General features: G+C 65.4%; 18 protein-coding genes. 11 read left to right on the plus strand and 7 right to left on the minus strand.

Annotation, left to right across the window (positions count from 1 at the left end; genetic code table 11):
- The first annotated feature begins 4 nt into the window (after positions 1-4).
- The 4 genes from I6F33_RS07855 to I6F33_RS07870 all read left to right on the plus strand — a co-directional run bounded on the left by I6F33_RS07855 (position 5) and on the right by I6F33_RS07870 (position 4,089).
- Positions 5-1,543 (plus strand): tripartite tricarboxylate transporter permease, encoded by a 1,539-nt coding sequence (locus I6F33_RS07855; RefSeq protein ID WP_225141831.1) that lies wholly within the window; start codon positions 5-7, stop codon positions 1,541-1,543.
- Positions 1,540-2,544 (plus strand): 4-hydroxythreonine-4-phosphate dehydrogenase PdxA, encoded by a 1,005-nt coding sequence (locus tag I6F33_RS07860; RefSeq protein ID WP_225141834.1) that lies wholly within the window; start codon positions 1,540-1,542, stop codon positions 2,542-2,544. The genes I6F33_RS07855 and I6F33_RS07860 overlap by 4 nt, the downstream gene beginning before the upstream one ends.
- A 136-nt stretch (positions 2,545-2,680) precedes the next feature.
- Positions 2,681-2,896 (plus strand): hypothetical protein, encoded by a 216-nt coding sequence (locus tag I6F33_RS07865; protein ID WP_225141835.1) that lies wholly within the window; start codon positions 2,681-2,683, stop codon positions 2,894-2,896.
- A gap of 131 nt (positions 2,897-3,027) precedes the next feature.
- The gene (locus I6F33_RS07870) at positions 3,028-4,089 is read left to right on the plus strand and encodes a glycosyltransferase family 4 protein (RefSeq protein WP_225141837.1); all 1,062 of its coding nucleotides are present in this window, start codon (positions 3,028-3,030) and stop codon (positions 4,087-4,089) included.
- A 188-nt stretch (positions 4,090-4,277) separates the two neighbouring features.
- Here I6F33_RS07870 and I6F33_RS07875 read toward each other — a convergent pair whose 3' ends face one another.
- Entirely contained in the window at positions 4,278-5,354 is a 1,077-nt protein-coding gene (locus I6F33_RS07875) for a methyl-accepting chemotaxis protein (protein ID WP_225113566.1), read from the minus strand.
- A 283-nt stretch (positions 5,355-5,637) separates the two neighbouring features.
- Here I6F33_RS07875 and recJ point away from each other — a divergent pair, with 283 nt between their 5' ends.
- The 3 genes from recJ (at position 5,638) to I6F33_RS07890 (ending at position 9,266) form a co-directional block, all read left to right on the plus strand.
- Positions 5,638-7,479 (plus strand): single-stranded-DNA-specific exonuclease RecJ, encoded by a 1,842-nt coding sequence (recJ, locus tag I6F33_RS07880; protein WP_225141840.1) that lies wholly within the window; start codon positions 5,638-5,640, stop codon positions 7,477-7,479.
- 82 nt (positions 7,480-7,561) lie between these two features.
- Positions 7,562-8,371 (plus strand): SDR family NAD(P)-dependent oxidoreductase, encoded by an 810-nt coding sequence (locus I6F33_RS07885; protein WP_225141842.1) that lies wholly within the window; start codon positions 7,562-7,564, stop codon positions 8,369-8,371.
- A 97-nt stretch (positions 8,372-8,468) separates the two neighbouring features.
- Entirely contained in the window at positions 8,469-9,266 is a 798-nt protein-coding gene (locus I6F33_RS07890; RefSeq protein WP_225141844.1) for an aldolase, read from the plus strand.
- A gap of 37 nt (positions 9,267-9,303) precedes the next feature.
- On the opposite strand, the gene I6F33_RS07895 is transcribed toward I6F33_RS07890, so the two are convergent.
- On the minus strand, positions 9,304-10,188 hold the full coding sequence (locus tag I6F33_RS07895) for a LysR substrate-binding domain-containing protein (protein ID WP_035999847.1): 885 nt from the start codon (positions 10,186-10,188) through the stop codon (positions 9,304-9,306).
- Between the two features lie 108 nt (positions 10,189-10,296).
- Between I6F33_RS07895 and I6F33_RS07900 the strand changes: the two genes are divergently transcribed.
- Positions 10,297-10,986, plus strand: coding sequence for an FMN-dependent NADH-azoreductase (locus tag I6F33_RS07900; protein ID WP_225141846.1), 690 nt, complete (start codon positions 10,297-10,299; stop codon positions 10,984-10,986).
- 51 nt (positions 10,987-11,037) lie between these two features.
- On the opposite strand, the gene I6F33_RS07905 is transcribed toward I6F33_RS07900, so the two are convergent.
- Complete coding sequence (locus tag I6F33_RS07905; protein WP_225113571.1) at positions 11,038-12,267, minus strand: lytic murein transglycosylase; 1,230 nt, start codon at positions 12,265-12,267, stop codon at positions 11,038-11,040.
- A gap of 191 nt (positions 12,268-12,458) precedes the next feature.
- Between I6F33_RS07905 and I6F33_RS07910 the strand changes: the two genes are divergently transcribed.
- A complete protein-coding gene (locus tag I6F33_RS07910; protein ID WP_035999836.1) occupies positions 12,459-12,710 on the plus strand; it encodes a hypothetical protein in 252 nt (83 codons plus the stop codon).
- A gap of 35 nt (positions 12,711-12,745) precedes the next feature.
- Here I6F33_RS07910 and I6F33_RS07915 read toward each other — a convergent pair whose 3' ends face one another.
- The gene (locus tag I6F33_RS07915; RefSeq protein ID WP_225141848.1) at positions 12,746-13,264 is read right to left on the minus strand and encodes a MarR family winged helix-turn-helix transcriptional regulator; all 519 of its coding nucleotides are present in this window, start codon (positions 13,262-13,264) and stop codon (positions 12,746-12,748) included.
- A gap of 54 nt (positions 13,265-13,318) precedes the next feature.
- Here I6F33_RS07915 and I6F33_RS07920 point away from each other — a divergent pair, with 54 nt between their 5' ends.
- Positions 13,319-13,804, plus strand: a complete 486-nt coding sequence (locus I6F33_RS07920; protein WP_225141850.1) for a carboxymuconolactone decarboxylase family protein — start codon at positions 13,319-13,321, stop codon at positions 13,802-13,804.
- Positions 13,805-13,818: 14 nt separating this feature from the next.
- Positions 13,819-14,322, plus strand: coding sequence for a cupin domain-containing protein (locus I6F33_RS07925; protein ID WP_225141852.1), 504 nt, complete (start codon positions 13,819-13,821; stop codon positions 14,320-14,322).
- A gap of 29 nt (positions 14,323-14,351) precedes the next feature.
- Here I6F33_RS07925 and I6F33_RS07930 read toward each other — a convergent pair whose 3' ends face one another.
- The 3 genes from I6F33_RS07930 to efp all read right to left on the minus strand — a co-directional run bounded on the left by I6F33_RS07930 (position 14,352) and on the right by efp (position 17,632).
- Positions 14,352-15,338: a DUF808 domain-containing protein gene (locus I6F33_RS07930; protein WP_035999800.1), complete on the minus strand. Its 987-nt coding sequence runs from the start codon at positions 15,336-15,338 to the stop codon at positions 14,352-14,354.
- A gap of 80 nt (positions 15,339-15,418) precedes the next feature.
- Entirely contained in the window at positions 15,419-17,020 is a 1,602-nt protein-coding gene (locus I6F33_RS07935; protein ID WP_225141854.1) for a M23 family peptidase, read from the minus strand.
- A gap of 45 nt (positions 17,021-17,065) precedes the next feature.
- Positions 17,066-17,632, minus strand: a complete 567-nt coding sequence (efp, locus tag I6F33_RS07940; RefSeq protein WP_028136595.1) for an elongation factor P — start codon at positions 17,630-17,632, stop codon at positions 17,066-17,068.
- Between the last annotated feature and the right edge of the window lie 113 nt (positions 17,633-17,745).

The following is a 17,745-nucleotide window of genomic DNA, read 5'->3' on the forward strand; positions in this document are numbered from 1 at the left end:
CGGGATGGACAATCTCCAGGAGCTCCTGCACGGCTTCACCATCGCGGTCACGGTGCCGCATCCGGTCCTGATGGTGGTCGGCGTGCTGCTCGGCATTCTCGTCGGCGTGCTGCCGGGGCTGGGCGCGCCGAACGGCGTGTCGCTGCTCCTGCCGCTCACCTTCGGCATGCAGCCGGTCTCGGCCATCATCCTGCTCTCCAGCATGTATTGGGGCGCGCTATTCGGGGGATCGGTGACCTCCATCCTGTTCAATATCCCGGGGGAGCCGTCGTCGGTGGCGACCACCTTCGACGGCTATCCGATGGCGCGCGACGGCAGGCCGACCACCGCGCTCGCGACCGCCTTCGGTTCGGCGGCGTTCGGCGCGCTGGTCGGCGTCATCCTGATCACCTTCCTCGCCTCCTGGGTGGCGCAGGCTGCGCTCGCGTTCGGTCCGGCCGAGTATTTCGCGGTCTATTTCCTCGCCTTTGCGAGCTTCGTCGGCATGGGCGGTGCGGCGCCGATCAAGACCGTCGTGGCGCTGGCGCTCGGCTTCGCCATCGCCGCCATCGGCATCGACACGGTCTCCGGCAGCGTGCGCCTCACCATGGGCGTGGACGAACTCGTCAAGGGCGTCAGCTTCGTCGTGGCGGTGATGGGCTTGTTCGGCATTGGCGAACTGCTTGTCGCCGTCGAGGAGGAATTTCACGCGCGCGCCGTCTCGTCCAAGATCGATTGGCGCGAGGTGTTTCGCGCCGTCGGCCGCCTGCCGCGGCACGGCGTCGCCCTGCTGCGCAGCGCCGCGATCGGCTGCTGGATGGGCATCACGCCGGGCGGCCCGACCGCGGCCTCCTTCATGAGCTACGGCATCGCGCGCCGCTTTTCACGGCGCGGCCGACATTTCGGCACGGGCGAGGTCGAAGGCATCGTCTCGCCGGAGACGGCCGATCATGCCGCCGGCACCAGCGCGCTGCTGCCGATGCTCTCGCTCGGCATTCCGGGCTCGGCAACCGCGGCCGTGATGATGGGCGGGTTGATGATCTGGGGCCTCAATCCCGGGCCCATGCTGTTCGTGGACCAAAAGGATTTTGTCTGGGGCCTGATCGCCTCGATGTATGTCGGCAACATCGTCGCCGTCGCGCTGGTGCTGCTGACGGTCCCGGTGTTCGCCGCCCTGATGCGGATTCCCTTCGTGGTGATCGCGCCGCTGATCGTGATCATCTGCGTCGTCGGCGCCTATTCGGTGTCGAACTCCTATCTCGACGTCGTCATGATGCTCGGCTTCGGGGTCGTCGGCTATCTCTTCAAGAAGCTGTTCTATCCGCTGGCGCCGCTCGTGCTCGCGATCGTCATCGGCGACAAGGCCGAGGACGCCTTCCGGCAGTCGATGCTGATCTCCAAGGGATCTCTCGGCATTTTCTTTGCGAACAAGCTGGTGACGTGCCTGATCGTGGGCGGCATCGCGCTGCTGCTGCTTCCGCTTCTGTTGCAGCTGCCGCGGCTCTGGCGCAAACCTGCGTCGCCCGCGACCGATGCGCCAGTCCAGGAAAGGGCGATCATATGACCGCAAAGCCGCTGATTGCGCTGGCCATGGGAGATCCAGCCGGCATCAGCCCGGAGCTGACGGCCAAGCTCGTGGCGCAGGACGACATCCGCGCGCGCTGCCGGCTCGTCGTCACCGGCGATCGCCGCATTTTCGACGAGGGCGCGCGCATTGCGGGCGTCAAGCCGGCACTGACGATGATAGAGCAGGGCGCCGATCTTCGCGCAGCGCAGGAAGATGCGCTGTTCGTCGATCTCCGCCACCTCGACCCCAGAGAGGTCGAGCCGAAGAAAGCGACCCTTGCCGGCGGAAAATTTGCGCTGGCCAATTACAGGCATGCGCTCGAGCGCGGCCGCGACGGCCATGTCGACGCGGTCTGCTTCACCCCCTTTAACAAGCAGGCGATGCGCCTTGCCCGTGCCGAGTACGACGACGAGATCGCGTTCTCCGCCGAGGTCGTCGGTCTCAAGACGCCGGCAAGCGAATTCAACGTGCTGGACCGGCTCTGGAACGCACGGGTCACCTCGCACATCCCGCTCAGGGACGTCGCTGCGAAGCTATCCGGCGAACGCATCCATCGCGCGCTCAGACTAACCGATTCCTGCATGCGCAACGCCGGCTTTGCGCGGCCACGCATCGCGGTCGCAGGCCTCAACCCCCATGCCGGCGACGGCGGCAATTTCGGCCGCGAGGAGATCGACGTGATTGCGCCGGTGGTCGCAGCAAGCCAGAGCGAGGGCATTGCCGCGGAGGGACCGTTTCCGGCCGACACCGTGTTCCTGCGCGCCAAGGCCGGCGCCTTCGATGCCGTGCTGACGATGTATCACGACCAGGGCCAGATCGCGATGAAGCTGATGGGTTTCGATCGCGGCGTGACCTTGCTCGGCGGCTTCCCGTTCCCGATCTGCACGCCCGCGCACGGCACCGCCTACGACATCGCGGGTCAAGGTATCGCATCGATTGGCGCCAGCCGCGCGGCGTTGCTGCTCGCCGCGGAGATGGCGGCGCGTCGTCTCGGCTGAACTTGCACGCGCGAAGGGAGCGACCGCTGATTGCGCTCGCCTTGCGCGCAGACTTAGACTTTAGGGAAAAACTGGAAACTTCCGCCGTCGCGAGGAGTTGGCGCCCCATGAACATCTTCCACGTCGGAGCTGGAACATGGTCGACGACAGCCCGCTACGAACAGCGGTGGACACCGCTTGGTGCGTGTACCTTGCCCGGCATCGCAGCGTCGATGCAGCGGATGGCCGTCGTTGCCTGCTCGAGCGTCATCTGCAAAGGAGGCGGGAAGCGCGCGAGAGTAACGGTGATGCCCAGGAACTCGCAGCATTCGGGCTTGCCTATCTCGAGCGGCTTTCCGATGACGAATGTTGAGGCTCATCGAGGGCGGTATCTGTCGGCTGGCTAGCGCGAGCGCAAGGCCGGATTGGACCTTGCTCGCGATTTCGAACCTTCTGTCTGCGGCCATCGTGCTGATCGTGCGTTCAGCGATATAGCGAGCTCCAATGCGTATCGCCCAGCTGGCTCCGCTTGCCGAAAGCGTCCCTCCGAAGCTCTACGGCGGCACCGAGCGGGTGGTAGCCTGGCTTGTGGATGAGCTTGTCGAGCTCGGTCACGACGTCACGCTGTTTGCCAGCGGTGACTCCCGAACGAGAGGCAAACTCCACCCGGTATGGCCACGCGCGCTGCGTCTCGGCCGGAAGGGCGCCGATCCGAACGCAGCCTGCGCGATGCTGCTGGAAGCGATCGCGAGACGAGCCAACGACTTCGACGTGATCCACGCCCATCTCGACTGGCTTCCGCTGCCGTTGCTCAGTCGCGTTGGCGTACCGTTCCTGACGACCATGCACGGCCGCCTTGACTTGCCTGGCTTGCCTGACGTGGTTCGGCAGTTCCCAGAAGCATGCTTCGTGTCGATCTCGGATCACCAGCGCCTGCCGCTTCCGGATGCGAAATGGATTGGGACGATCCAGCACGGGCTGCCGTCGGAGCTGTTGGACCCATCCTATGAGGAGGGATCCTATCTGGCGTTTCTTGGCCGTCTCACGGAGGACAAGGGTCCGGAGGACGCCATCCGCATCGCGCACGCAGCCCGGATGCCTCTTCGCATCGCCGCCAAGATTCCACGCGCCGAGACTGCCTACTTCAGGAAACACCTTGCGCCCCGGATCGACGGCGAGATGATCCAGCTTATCGGCGAAGTCGACGACGTGAAGAAGCAATCATTCCTTGGCGGAGCAGCCGCTCTGCTATTTCCGATCGCTTGGCCGGAGCCTTTCGGGCTGGTCATGATCGAGGCGATGGCGTGCGGAACGCCCGTGATCGCCTATCGCTCCGGCTCTGTCCCTGAGGTCATCGAGCACGGCCTAACCGGTTTCATCGTCGAGAACGAGGAGCAGGCGGTCAAGGCGGTCGGCGAATTGGGCAAGCTGGATCGAAGGAGAGTGCGCGCCCGCTTCAAGGAACGCTTCACCGCATACCGAATGGCGCGCCAGTACGAAGATCAGTACCGCAAGCTGGCTGCCGCGGCAGCTCGGAAGGTCAACACGCAAATGTCGGAAAGGTGAAGGGAGGCGGCGATGTCGCTGTGCTAGATCGCCGCGCCCAATGAGGTGTCGCCGAGCCGGATTCCTTCTGTTTTGCCCGACGTGTCAAAGAATCTTCGCGCGTGCAAAAACAGCGAGGCAAGACAACCCCTTGGCTACTGTGCATGGGGTTGTTTTCGCGAGTTTTGATCGAGGCGGGCCCGCTCGCCTCACGCGCCGCAGACGATCACGCCGTACCAGCCGAGCCCGCGATAGGTCTCGTAGCCTGGGGTGGCATGGAACGCGACCAGTGTGCCCGTGCGTTCCTGATAGAAGCCGGAGCGCTGGCCGTTCAGCGACAGCGAGATGCGTTCGCTGAGGATGCCCTGGCCGTCGGAGGCCGCGATCACGCGAAAATTGGAATCGACCAGCAATACGCGCGCCTTGTCGCTGTCGCCGACGCGCACGCCCTGCACGATGGCGCGGGCCTGCGGCTCCCAGTCGAAATGGATGGCGAGCACCCCGATCGGTGCGCCATGAGCCTGGCCGCCGGCGCGGACGCTGGCGCAATAGGTCGCGACCTGCGCATTGCCGAGCAGCGGCTGGTTCTCGACGTCGCCGGCGACATAATCGTCGCCGGAGCGAAGGCCTTTCGCATCGCGAAACCATCTGGTGTGGGCGACGTTCTGGCCGACGACGCGGAAGCGGTCGGCGCGGCCGTTGGCGATGACGTTGCCGTCGAGGTCGCAGAGCCAGAGATCGAGATAGACGGTGTAGGCCCCGAGGATCACGCCGAGGCGCTGCGAGGCATGGGAGACGGCCGCAGCACTGGGCGAGGCCGCGCAATCGACCACGGCGGAATCGGTCGCCCACCAGCGCACATCGCAGGTGCGTTCGTAGAGATTGCGGTCGATCAGCTCGATCGCGTTGAGCGACAGGTCGACCATGCGCTCGCCGCGGGAGCGCTGGCTCATGCGGTCGATCGAGGCGACGAGATCGCCGGTGCGTTTCGTCAATTGGGTCTCGAGCTCGCGGGCGATGGTCTCGACCTGCTGGCCGACGCCGCGCACCTCCTGCGCCACCACCGCAAAGCCCGCGCCTTGCGCGCCGGCGCGCGAGCTTTCGATCAGCGCGTTGAGCGCCAGCATCTTCATCTGGTTGGTGATCTGCTGGATCGACTTGGTCTTGTCGACCGCGATCTGGTTGACCTCCGCGGTGAGGCGGTTGATCAGCGCGGAGATGTCGGAATCATCGTCCGCGGGCTCGGTGGCGATCGGCTTGGCTTTCAGACCCAGCGCAGCAGACATCGGGGACTTCCCTTGGCAATGAGGTCTGATCTGCAATGAACCCGGAACAACGACTTACAGATCGAATACGATTCTTTTTCGAGGATTCCGCCTAACGCCTGCTTAATTTGCTGTTTGACGGGATGCCTAAATGATAGTCAGTGCGCCCGTCGGGGCGGCCATCCACCGCTTTGTGCGGCCGGACCGTTGCAAATCCGTCCCGGATGCCGACCAATCCCCTGAAGCCAGTGACTCTGCGTTCGCGTGACCGCCTGGCCCTGGTTCCCCAACATCTGCCTCTGTCATGACGCCGCCAGCCACCGCCTTGCCTATCGAAGCGCCCCAGGCCTTCCTGGGCGTGGCGCGCTCGCTCACCGACAAGCTGTGGCGCGACCGGCTTGATGCCCGCGGGGCAGCCCAGGCGCTCGCCATCGTGCAGCGGCACCAATTGCCGGAACTGCTGGCGCGGGTACTGGCGGGCCGCGGTGTCGACATCGACGCGGTGTCCGACTTTCTCGATCCGACCATCCGAAAGCTGCTGCCGGACCCGTTCACGGTGACGGAGATGGAGACCGCCGCCAAACGCATCGCGGATGCCGCGACCAAGGGCGAGAAGGTTGCGATCTTCGGCGACTACGACGTCGACGGCGCGACCTCGGCGGCGCTGCTGGCCTGGCATCTGCGCCATTGCGGGCTCGATCCGCTGATCCATATTCCCGACCGGATTTTCGAGGGCTATGGCCCCAACACGGAAGCGGTGCGCGCGCTCGCGGCCAAGGGCGCCACGCTGCTGATCACAGTCGATTGCGGCACCACCAGCATAGAGCCGCTCGCCGAGGCCAAGCGCCTCGGCATGTCCGTGGTCGTGATCGACCATCACCAGGCTGGCACGGAGCTGCCGGTGGTGGATGCGCTGGTCAATCCGAACCGGCTCGACGATCTCTCCGGCCTCGGTCATCTCGCCGCCGTCGGCCTCGTGCTGGTGACGCTGGTGGCGGTCAACCGCGAGCTGCGCCAGCGCGGCTTCTGGACCAGCGAGATGCCCGAGCCCGATCTCCTGGGCATGCTGCATCACGTCGCGCTCGGCACCGTCGCCGACGTCGCGCCGCTGATCGGTCTCAACCGCGCCTTCGTCGCCAAGGGGCTGATCGCGATGCGGCGGCGCGACCATGTCGGCCACACCGCGCTGATGGACGTGGCGCGGCTCAACGGCCCGCCGGAGGCCTGGCATCTCGGCTTCATGCTGGGCCCGCGCGTCAATGCCGGCGGCCGCATCGGCCGCGCCGATCTCGGGGTGCGGCTGCTGCTCGAAGGCGACAGCGTCGAGGCGGCGCGGATCGCGGCCGAGCTCGACCGTCTCAACAGCGAACGTCGCGTCATCGAGCAGGCGGCAGAAGCCCAGGCCGAAGCCGAGGCGCTGGCCTCGATCGGGTTGGAGGACAAGCTCGCCGTGATCGTCACGGCCTCGGAAGGGTGGCATCCCGGCGTGGTCGGCCTCGTTGCCTCCCGCCTGAAGGAGAAGTTCTCGCGGCCGGCCTTTACCATTGCGCTGGAGCCGGGCGGCATCGGCACCGGCTCCGGTCGCTCGATCGCCGGCGTCGATCTCGGCAAGGCGGTGCGGCAGGCGGTCGCCGACGGCATCCTGCTCAAGGGCGGCGGCCACGCGATGGCCGCGGGCGTGACGCTGCGCAAGGAGAAGCTCGCCGAATTCCGCGCCTATCTCGAGACCGCGCTGGCGCGCGACGTCGCCGAGGCGCGCCACGTCAACGAGCTCTATATCGACGGCGCAGTCACCGCCCGTGCGGTGACGCCGGAGCTTGCGGCGACGCTCAATCGCGCCGGTCCCTTCGGCAGCGGCAATCCGGAGCCGGTGCTGGCGCTGCCGGCGCACCAGCTCGTGTTTGCCGACGAGGTCGGCCAGTCGCATCTGCGCCTGCGCTTCAAGGCGGGCGACGGCGCCATCGTCAACGGCATCGCGTTCCGTTCAGTCGGCCAAAAGCTCGGCAATGCGCTGCTCGCCAATCGCGGCCAGCAGATGCATGTCGCGGGCTCGTTGTCGGTCGATCGCTACCAGGGCGCCGAGCGCGTGCAATTCCGTGTCGTCGACGTCGCGCTACCGGATCAGGGGCCATCCGTGATTAGATGATGCATGATCCGGAAAAGTGCGAAGCGGTTTTCCGACAACGATCAAAGACAACGGTTCCAAACAACAAAAAAGGGAGTGAGGGATGGCAGGGCAGGTTGAGGGCAAGGTCGCATTGGTGACGGGCGGCGCCTCCGGCATTGGCGAGGCTACCGTCGAGCTGTTCGCACGCGAAGGCGCTACGGTCATCGCGACCGACATCGATGAGCTGAGGGGCCCCGAGCTGGTCAGGCGCATCACCAGGGAGGGCGGCAAGGCGATCTTTCTGGAGCAGGATGTCACCAGCGAAGAGCGCTGGATCGAGATCATCGCCGAGATCGCAAAGCGCTTCGGCCGGCTCGACGTGCTCGTCTCCAATGCGGGTATCGGCATTTCGGTGCCGTCGATCGTCGACATGACGCTCGCGGACTGGCGCAAGCAGAATGCGATCAATCTCGATGGCGTGTTTCTTTCGGTGAAGCATTGCCTGCCCCTGATGCGCAAAACCGGCGGCGGCTCGATCGTCATGATGTCCTCGCTCGCCGGCCTGCGCGGCTCGCCCGGATTGTCGGCCTATTCGGCGACCAAGGGTGGCGTGCGGCTGTTCGCCAAATCCATTGCGATGGAGTGCGCGGCGGCGGGCGACGGCATCCGGGTCAACTCGGTTCACCCCGGCATCATCGACACCCCGATCTGGGGCAAGATCCCGACGGGGGCGGCCGGCGCCGGCCAGAACGCCCCGATCGATCCGGAGGAGCGCGCCAAGGTGGTGACGCCGCTTGGTCGTGCGGGCCAGGCGGCGGAGATCGCCTCGGGCGTGCTATACTTGGCTTCCGATGCCTCGCGCTACGTCACCGGCAGCGAGCTCGTCATCGACGGCGGCATGAATGCCGGCGGCGTGCCGCGGCGCGCTTGAGCTGCGCAGGGCAGGGTGGCGGCCGCAGGGGCTGACGCGCAGGCGCAGTCCCTGTACAACACTGGGCAGCTCCCGACCGAAAGAGGTGTCCTTCGCCATGGCGCACAGCCTTCACGCTTCTTCACCCGCGCCCGCGCCATTCCGTTCCAACCGGCCGGATCTCGCCACCGACGCGATCCGCACCGCGCGCGAGGATCTCGCCGCCTGCTTCCGCATGGCCGCGCGCAACGGCTTTGAGGAGGGCATCTGCAACCACTTCTCGGCCGTGGTGCCCGGTCATGACGATCTGTTCCTCGTCAATCCCTATGGCTACGCCTTTCGCGAGTTGACCGCGTCGAAGCTGTTGATCTGCGACTTCCACGGCAACGTGCTCGACGGCGAGGGCGTGCCCGAGGCGACCGCGTTCTACATCCATGCCGAGATGCACAGGCTGCTGCCGCGCGCCAAGGTCGCCTTCCACACCCACATGCCCTACGCGACAGCGCTGTCGATGACCGAAGGCGAGCCCCTGATCTGGGCCGGCCAGACCGCGCTGAAATTCTACGGCCGCACCGCGGTCGACCGCGACTACAACGGCCTCGCGCTCGACAGCCGCGAAGGTGCCCGCATCGCGTCCGCCGTCGGCGATGCCGACATCGTCTTCATGAAGCATCACGGCGTGATGGTGCTGGCGCCGACCATCGCGGAAGCCTGGGACGATCTCTATTATCTCGAGCGCGCCGCCGAGGTGCAGGTGCTGGCGATGTCGACGGGGCGGAAGGTGCTGCCGGTCGATCCCGCCGTTGCGGCGGAGACCTACAGGCAGATGCGCGAGGGCGATTCCGAATCCGCCCGGCTGCATCTCGCCGCGATCCGGCGGCAGCTCGATGCGGAAGAGCCGCAATATCGGCACTGACCACGATGTCATTCCGGGCGCGCTAGAGCTGCGCGCATCAGCGGGCCGCGTCGAACTCTGACTTCAGCCAGTGTCGTACAGCCTCGACCGGCTCGGTGAGCGGCCGGTCGCGGCTGCGGACCAAGTGCAGCGAAGAGCCTTCCAGCTCCGGCCCGAATGGTGCGACCAGCGTTCCCTGCGAAAGTTCGTCGGCGACGAGCACAAGACTGTGCAAAGCGACACCAGCGCCGGCGACGGTTGCCTGGATGGCATGGGTTTCATCGCTGAAACGCACGCCGGCGCGCGCATCAACGTCGTCAATGCCGGCCGTCTTGAACCAGCGCCGCCAGGTCGGATTTCGGGCATCACGACGGTGCCAGTCGAAATGTAGCAGCGTTGCTGAGCGCAGGTCGCTCGGTCTTCGGATGCCCAAGCGCGGACTGACCACCGGTGCGAAACGATCGACCGTGAGCGGCTCGGCAATCAGATCGGGATAAGGACCGGAACCGTAGCGAAGTGCGAGGTCCGCGGTCGAATTGAGATCGGCCACCTCCAAGCTCGCAAGCAATGTGAGATCAATGTCGGCTCTGCTCTTTCGGAGCCCAGCAAGACGCGGCACCAGCCATTTGGCTGTGAAAGCCGGCGTCGCCGAAAGTGTGACCACCGCCCGGCGTCGCTTCCGGCTCAATCCCTCCAGAACACGCGCAAACGCATCAAAGCCGTCGCGCAGGACCGGAAGCAGGACCTGACCTTCCGCGGTGAGCAGAACCTGCCGCGTCCGGCGCTCGAACAGCCTGACCCCGACCGTCTGCTCCAGCTGTCGCACCTGATGGCTGATCGCGGTCGGCGTGACGTGAAGTTCATCGGCGGCGCGCTTGAAGCTGAGGTGACGTGCCGCCGCTTCAAATGCACGCAATCCCGCCAGCGGAGGAAGCCTTCTCATCGCGAACTCAAGGATGAATGCAGTTCATCCATAGGCTGAGCAACTTTCGTTTGTCAACGACGGGACCTGAACCGATCTATTGGGCAAATAGATGAGAGGAGTGCTGCAATGCAACTGCTACAAATCGATTCAAGCGCGCGGTTCGAGCCTTCAGATGCAAATCCGCGCGGTTCGCACACCAGGCGTCTGACTCAGCGTTTCGTCCAACGATGGCTACAGTCGCGGCCGGGGGATCGCGTCGTCAGCCGCGACCTCGGTCGCTTCGCACCGAGTCCGGTGACGGACGACTGGGTCAAGGCGGCCTTCGCGAAGCCCGATCGGCGCGAGCCATGGATGAGAGAGGCTTTGGCGGAAAGCGATGCGCTGGTCGACGAGTTGATCTCAGCTGATCTGATCGTCGCGGGCGTGCCAATGTACAACTTCGGTGTGCCAGCGCAGTTCAAGGCATACATAGACAACATCGTTCGGGTCGGACGCACGTTTGGCTTCGACCGATCACGCCCGGACAATCCATATTCGGCGCTGCTTGCGGGCATGGACAAGCGTCTTGTCCTGCTCGGCTCGCGCGGAGACTACGGGTACGATCCGGGCGGGCGTATGGCCGCCGTCAATCATGTCGAAGGAGCCGTCCGGGACGTGTTTGCTTTCATCGGGATCACGGCCTTCCACAGCATCGCAGTCGAGTACGACGAATTCGCCGACGATCGGTTGCAGGCGTCGATTGCCGCGGCCGAGCGTGCCGTGGATGACCTCGTCGACGAGATGCTGAAGCTGACAGAACAGCGAAACGCGGCTTAAGGGTCGGCTGCAGCGGCGGCGGAGGCGCCAGCACCGACGCTCCCAGCCGTGCTAGTTGGTTTGCCGCAGCTTGGCCAGCACTTTGAGCCCGCCGTAGCCGTCGGCGGGCGCGATCCCGACCTTCTGCTGAAACTCCTTGACTGCCTTCATGGTGTCGTTGCCGACCCGGCCGTCGGTGCCGCCGGTGTCGAAGCCGGCCTTGGTCAGGCGCGTCTGCATCTCCTGCACTTCGGCGAGCGTCAACGCACGCTCGGAGCCCGGGAAGGGCTGGATGAAGGGCGGAGCTCCCAGGCAGCGATCCCCGAGATGGCAGATCGCCAGCGCGTAGTTCATGGAAGGGTTGTAGCTCTTCACCGAGTAGAAATTCGGCCCGAGCAGGAAGGTCGGCCCGCCCGCAACCGGCGTCCACATCTGCGCGGATGCGTTGGGCTGCGGAAACGGTTGGCCGTCGGCACGCGTCACGCCGGCCGCCTGCCAGGCCGCATAGGTCCGGCTGCCGCTCATGTTGGCGGGCGCGCGCACCTCGTAGCCCCAGTGCTCGCCGCGATGCCACTTGCCACGATTGACGAGATACTTTGCCGTCGAGCCCAGCGCGTCGTCGGGCTTGCCGAATGGCGAGACCTTGCCGTTGCCGTCATAGTCGATGCCGACATTGAGCCAGACCTCCGGCATCCATTGCGAATGGCCCATCGCGCCGGCCCATGATCCCCGCATGTCCTCAGGCGTGGACCAGCCCTTGTCGACGATGCGCAGTGCATTGATCAGCTCGGTCTCCCAATAGGCCTTGCGGCGCGGCTCGTTCCAGGCGAGCGCGGCGAGCGAGGGAAACACCGGCCTCATGTGGTTCTGCTGCACCAACGGATCGCCATAGGCGGACTCGACGCCCCATAGCGCCAGCAGCGTGCCGCGCTCGACCCCGAAATCGCGCTCGATGCGGGCGAACAGCGCCTCATTGTTCTTCAGCGCGATCTTGCCGTTGATGATGCGCCAGTCCGAAACGCGGCGGTTGATGTACTGCCAAACCTGCTCGCGGAATTCGGGCTGGTTGCGCATCTGCGCGAACACGCTCATGTCCGGTTCGACCCGTCCCATCGCGCGCTGCCATGTCGCGGCGGAAATGCCTTTTGCCATCGCGCGCGCACGGAAGCTCTCGCGCCATTCGTCGAAGCCGGGAGGCGCGGCGAGAGCGCGGGTGGGAAGCGCGAGCAAAGCGGCTGCACCGAGCGTCGATTGGAGCAGGGCGCGGCGTGTGTGACGGGGCGTGGAATCAGTGTGCTTCATGGGCACATTCTAGCCGGAAACATGGCACGTGTGAGTCGGTTCCGAAATGGCCGCGTGCGTCAACTCGGCCCGACCCCGTCGGTCGTTCCCACCGGAACAAGTGCCGCACTCCCGCATTCCTCCCACGCCAGGAGGAGAAGAGTCGGTCCTGGTACGGCCGTCCTTCCTGTTCATCGAAGCATCGGGGTGGAATGAAGATACGCACACATGCCGAAAGCCATATCGTCGAACTCGACGACGGATCGCAATGGAAGATCTTTCCCGGCGACCTCGCGACGACGCTGAGCTGGAAGCCCGAAACCGATCTGCGTCTGGAGCCGAGCGGTGAGCGGGTGAATTCGCACGTGCTGGTCAATCCCGCCGACCAGACCCGCGTGCGGGTGATCGCGGCCGACGAGAGCTGGCCGGACGGCGCAGTCAAGAACGCCTTGAAAGGCGGGTAGCACCAGCGGCGACGACAGCCGCGAATGCCGGCCGCCTAGTCCTCCTTAAGCTCAGCCGCGATTCCGGAAAGCCAACGCCGGATCGTGGTTTCCGCCTTTGAATCCAAATTGCGAGCGAGGCGCTTCTCCAATTCGAGCACACGGTGCCGGCACGCCTTCAGAAGCGTCGCGCCGCGCGGCGTCAGCGTCCATTGCTGGATGCGGCCGTGAACGGGATGAGGCGTCATCGCAATCGCGCCGTCGCGTTCGAGATTGCGGATGATGACGCCGACGGTCTGGGGCGTCAGGAAGGTGAGGCGGGCGACATCGGCTCCCGACAGGCCCGGATAGGCGTTCAGCATCGTCAGCACCGCGAATTGCGGCGAGGTCACGCCGAGATCGGCGAGCGTGCGCTCCATCGTCAGGCGAACCGCGGCGTGGGCCTGGCGCAGCAGGTAGCCGAGATAGCCTTGCTCGCCGCGCTTGCCTTCGCCCGGTGCCGGGACATGCACCGCGCCGGCTGCAACGGCCTTGCGGCCCGATTGCAATGTCATGACATTCGTCTTGCGCGACATATAAGAGCTCTTATAATGTATCGGAGTTCTTATAATAAGCCGAGGTGAATGGCAATGGCACACGCCCGCAGCGAATACGAAGATTTCAAGCGGATCGCGCCCGATGCGTTTGATCTGGTGCTGGCGCTGGGCCAGCTTGCGGCCAAGGCCGGCCTCGACAAGCAGCTGCTCGAGCTGGTCAAGCTGCGCGCCTCGCAGATCAACGGCTGCGCGTTCTGCGTGCAGCATCACGTCCTGCTGTCGGAACGGATCGGCGTTCCCCTCGACAAGCTTCATCTGCTCGCGGTCTGGCGCGAGGCGCCGATCTTTTCGCCGCGCGAGCGGGCTGCGCTCGCCTGGGCCGAGGCGCTGACCTGTCTGCCGGACGGCGTCAGCGAGGAGGTCTACACGGAAGCGTCCGGCGAATTCTCCGAGACTGAACTGACGTACCTGACCTCGGCGGTCGCCTCGATCAACGTCTGGAACCGTTTTGGTGCGGCGTTTCGCTGGACGCCTGCAAAGCGGCCGGTCGCAGCGGCCGCCGCTGCAGCTTCGTCCTGACGGAGAAGATCACGATGACAGCCATGAGTCTTTCGGCCGTGCAGTACCCGTTGCCGTCACGTTCGACGGCGTTCGCCGTCATCGCAGGATTAGTCTGCGCGCTGGCAATCGGCAAAGCTCTGCCGGTGACGATCGACAGCGTGTCCAGCGCCCTCGCGCCGCTCTGCGCGACGGCGGCGGAAGGCTCTCCGCTCGACAAGGTTGAGCCGATCGGCTCCTACGCGCTTCCGAACGTGCCCGGCAAACGCGTTACCATCGTGCGCGTGTCCTACGGTCCGGGCGGGTTTTCGCGGCCGCATCGTCACTCCGGATCCGTCACCGCCTACATCACCAAGGGCGAGATCCGCTCGCAGCTCGGCGGCGGCCCGGTCGAGACGTTCGGCGTCGGCCAGTCCTTCTTCGAACCGCCGGGCTCGACGCATCTGGTCTCGGCCAATGCCAGCATGACCGAGCCGGCGGAACTGATCGCGGTGTTCGTGGCGGATGAGGGCGCGCAACTGACGACGTTCCTGGAATAGGCTGCGCGCGTCATCCGCAATGGCTGTGCTCAGGCCGATCGCGATCGCCTCAACCGCTTCCAGGCCGGCGCGAGTCCGTATTGGACGACCGGAATGGCGACTGCGCCGACGAGCAGTCCAAGCGCACCCGAGATGGCTGCCTCGACCGACCATTCGACGATGCCGGCAACGGATGGAAGGAGATGTGCGGCAGCCTCGGTTATGGCATGGACCGTGTGGCCGATCGCGGGTGGGCCGTATTTCTCGATGCCGTGCAGGATGATGCCACCGCCGACCCAGATCATGGCGGCGGTGCCGATCGTGCTCAGCACCGCCAGGAAAACGGGCATGCCGCGGACGAGCGCGCGCCCAAGCAATCGGATCGCGCCGCCGGCGAGCGAGGCGCCGTCGAACCGCGCGAGGGCGATGCCGGCATCGTCCGCTTTCACGATCAGGGCCACCACGCCATAGACACCAACGGTGATGAAGAGGCCGACCAGCGCCAGCACCAGCGCCTGCGTCCAGATGCTGCCCGCCGGGAGGGCCGCCAGCGTGATCGCCATGATCTCCGCCGACAGGATGAAATCCGTCTTGATGGCGCCAGCGACCTTCTCGTCCTCGACCGACTGGGCATTCAACGCAATCGGCTCGAGCTGAGCTTCGTGCTGGTGCGCATGATGCGGCATCACGGCTTCGAGCACCTTTTCGGCGCCTTCATAGCAGAGAAAGGCGCCGCCCAGCATCAGCAGCGGCGTGACCGCAGCGGGAAGGAAATAGCCGAGCAGCAGGGCAATCGGCAGCAAGATCAGCAGTTTGTTGCGTAGCGATCCGACCGCGATCTTGCCGACGATCGGCAGCTCGCGTTTCGAAGCGAAACCGATGACGTAGTTCGGCGTGACCGCCGCATCGTCGATGACCACGCCAGCCGCCTTTGTGCCTGCCTTGGCTGCCTGGCTAGCGACATCGTCGAGCGAGGCTGCAGCCACCTTTGCGATCCCCGCGATATCGTCGAGGAGACCGATTAGTCCGACACTCATCAACCCATCCTTCTTCGTTCGAGCGGGGGAGTGCGCGACCAGATGCGTCCTGCCCGCTCCAGCAACGAACCAGCACGCTGTCAGTTCTCCTCGCCGCCCGCTCCCTCGCGCAGGTCAGGCTTGAGCACGTCTTCCGGCAGCGCATGGGCCACCGGCTGCGCCGTGACCGCGATCTCCGGGCCGATCTCGCGGCCGCGCGCGCGGATCAGCCGTTCATAGGCCGAGACCAGCGTCGCGTAGGGGCTGACCCAGATCCAGCCATCGCGGGTGAACACCTGGACGTCGAAATGCAGGTGCATCGAGGTGCCGGCGGGACGGTCGAGGTAGTTCGAGATCACGCCGATCTTCTCGCCTTCGGTGACGATGCGGCCGTTGATGACGCCATCGGCGTTCATCGCATGCGGATTCATGTGCATGTAGCGGAAACGGATGTGCTCGGTGCGGCTATTGACCTGAAGCGTCGCGGCCTGGTCCTTGGCTCCACGGATGACGATTGCGTCACGCACGGCGACGACGCCGCGCCGCTTGGAATCGCAGGGCTCGCGGCCTTCGCCGGGCGGCGGGCAGTCGGCGGCGCGGATGTCCTCGCCCTGGTGGCCGTAACCTCCGCCGCATTGCCACACCTCGAAACTACGCGACTCGCAGAAATTGTCGCGCCAGGGATAAGCGGTCGGGCCTTCGCTCTTGTCGCGCTTGCCGAAGGATTGGGAGCGCACGAAGGCGGGCGCCTTCTCCAAGGGAAAGCGGATCTGGGCATAGGCCATGGCGTCGGGATGACCGCCCTGCTTGCGGTAGCCGGTGTTCGGAATGATGTCGCCGCTCGGCCGGTAGCTGAAATCCGGTGAACGCACCGCGGGGCGGTCGATAATGTTGGAGGCAACGTCCGCCAGGGGCCGCATGCGCTGGCCCCCTGCGACGCGCAGCGCCTTCAGGAAGCGCTCGGCGACCGGATAGGCCTCCTTGCAGGCGAGCCGCCGTGGCCTCGCGACACTGTCGAGGCACTGGATCGAGACCACATAGGTGGCGCCGAAGCGGGTGAAGGCGTAGCGCACATTGCCTTCCCGGATGAACCTACGCAGATCCGGGTAGGTTGCGGCGAGCGGCTTGACTGGCTCGCCCTTGCCCCCGGCCGGATCGGCGATGTCGTAGATCAGCGCCGAGCCCGTGATCTGCACCTCGACGGGCTTTGCGTACACCCGGCTCGGCATGCCGTCACCGGCGCCGGGCTCGAGCGAGAAGGTCGCGCTGTAGCCGGCAGGACCGGCATCGAACATGTCGACGGGATTGAAGTCGGCCTGGTAGCGCGACAGCGCGAGCGTCGCCGGCGCGCCGCTGCGCTGCGCGTCGAGATACGCGGCGGCGTCGAACGGCAGCAGCACGGGGACGGGACTTCGGGTAATGCCGGTGAAGAAGCGCGAGGAGACCGCGTTGAGCTGCACCAGTGCCGGCATCGCGCGCGGATCGTAGCGCGGCACCGAACGGCGCGGTGCGAAGATGAAGTCGCCCGCAATTTGCGGACGGCTGTTGATCTCGCTGCGAAGCTGATCGAGCGCCGCGCGCCACTCGATGCGCAGGGCCGTCAGCGAGGGACTGCGGAACTCGTCCGCAGCGATCGGTGCAGCAACGAGGAGCGACGGCAACGCCAGGAGAAGCGAGACGAAGCGGAGACTGTTCCTGCCCACTGCTTCGCCCCCCGGCGGTACCTGTTCCGATCCTCGATGGCTCGTTTAGTCCTTAGCACGCTCGGAGTAGGAGCCGTCTTCGGTCATCACCACAATGCGCGTGCCGACCGAGATGTGCGGCGGCACGGTGGTGCGCACGCCGTTGGACAGCACCGCCGGCTTGTAGGAGGAGGAGGCGGTCTGGCCCTTGGTCACCGGCTCGGTCTCCACCACTTCCAGCGTCACGCGCTGCGGCAGTGCGATCGACACCGGATTGGTGTCATGCATCGACAGTTTGACGGTCATGTCCGGCTGAAGATACGCGGCCGCGTCGCCGACGACGTCCTTGGAAACCTGAACCTGGTCGTAGGTCTCGGGGTTCATGAAGTGGTAGCCATCGCCATCTTCGTAAAGGAAGGTGTAGTTGCGCTCTTCGATGGTGGCCTTTTCGACCTGGTCGGTGGTCTTGTAGCGTTCCGAGATCTTTACCCCGTCCGAGATTCGGCGCATTTCGATCTGGCTGACCGGGGTTCCCTTGCCGGGATGGATGTTCTCGGCGCTCACGACGACATAGAGCTTGCCGTCTTGCTCGATCACGTTGCCCTTGCGAATAGAACTGGCGATGACTCTCAAAGCTGTATTTCCTGCTTGCTTGGCCCGGCACCAGCCAGGACGTGGTCGAATTGCTGGGGGACTTGGGGCCTCAATTCGGACCTCGGCACCCGTTTCGGGCCGCAACATACTGA

This window comes from Bradyrhizobium sp. BRP20, from assembly GCF_020194215.1.
In the GTDB taxonomy this organism is placed as follows: domain Bacteria; phylum Pseudomonadota; class Alphaproteobacteria; order Rhizobiales; family Xanthobacteraceae; genus Bradyrhizobium; species Bradyrhizobium yuanmingense.

Excerpts from the sequence above, each read along its gene's own strand:
- I6F33_RS07900 (WP_225141846.1), top strand. The coding sequence starts at position 10,297 with ATGCAACTGCTACAAATCGATTCAAGCGCGCGGTTCGAGCCTTCAGAT.
- I6F33_RS07865 (WP_225141835.1), top strand. The coding sequence starts at position 2,681 with ATGGTCGACGACAGCCCGCTACGAACAGCGGTGGACACCGCTTGGTGC.
- I6F33_RS07895 (WP_035999847.1), bottom strand. The coding sequence starts at position 10,188 with ATGAGAAGGCTTCCTCCGCTGGCGGGATTGCGTGCATTTGAAGCGGCG.
- I6F33_RS07930 (WP_035999800.1), bottom strand. The coding sequence starts at position 15,338 with ATGAGTGTCGGACTAATCGGTCTCCTCGACGATATCGCGGGGATCGCA.
- I6F33_RS07855 (WP_225141831.1), top strand. The coding sequence starts at position 5 with ATGGACAATCTCCAGGAGCTCCTGCACGGCTTCACCATCGCGGTCACG.
- I6F33_RS07925 (WP_225141852.1), top strand. The coding sequence starts at position 13,819 with ATGACAGCCATGAGTCTTTCGGCCGTGCAGTACCCGTTGCCGTCACGT.
- I6F33_RS07910 (WP_035999836.1), top strand. The coding sequence starts at position 12,459 with ATGAAGATACGCACACATGCCGAAAGCCATATCGTCGAACTCGACGAC.
- I6F33_RS07875 (WP_225113566.1), bottom strand. The coding sequence starts at position 5,354 with ATGTCTGCTGCGCTGGGTCTGAAAGCCAAGCCGATCGCCACCGAGCCC.
- I6F33_RS07870 (WP_225141837.1), top strand. The coding sequence starts at position 3,028 with ATGCGTATCGCCCAGCTGGCTCCGCTTGCCGAAAGCGTCCCTCCGAAG.
- recJ (WP_225141840.1), top strand. The coding sequence starts at position 5,638 with ATGACGCCGCCAGCCACCGCCTTGCCTATCGAAGCGCCCCAGGCCTTC.
- I6F33_RS07860 (WP_225141834.1), top strand. The coding sequence starts at position 1,540 with ATGACCGCAAAGCCGCTGATTGCGCTGGCCATGGGAGATCCAGCCGGC.
- I6F33_RS07885 (WP_225141842.1), top strand. The coding sequence starts at position 7,562 with ATGGCAGGGCAGGTTGAGGGCAAGGTCGCATTGGTGACGGGCGGCGCC.
- I6F33_RS07890 (WP_225141844.1), top strand. The coding sequence starts at position 8,469 with ATGGCGCACAGCCTTCACGCTTCTTCACCCGCGCCCGCGCCATTCCGT.
- I6F33_RS07920 (WP_225141850.1), top strand. The coding sequence starts at position 13,319 with ATGGCACACGCCCGCAGCGAATACGAAGATTTCAAGCGGATCGCGCCC.
- I6F33_RS07905 (WP_225113571.1), bottom strand. The coding sequence starts at position 12,267 with ATGAAGCACACTGATTCCACGCCCCGTCACACACGCCGCGCCCTGCTC.
- I6F33_RS07915 (WP_225141848.1), bottom strand. The coding sequence starts at position 13,264 with ATGTCGCGCAAGACGAATGTCATGACATTGCAATCGGGCCGCAAGGCC.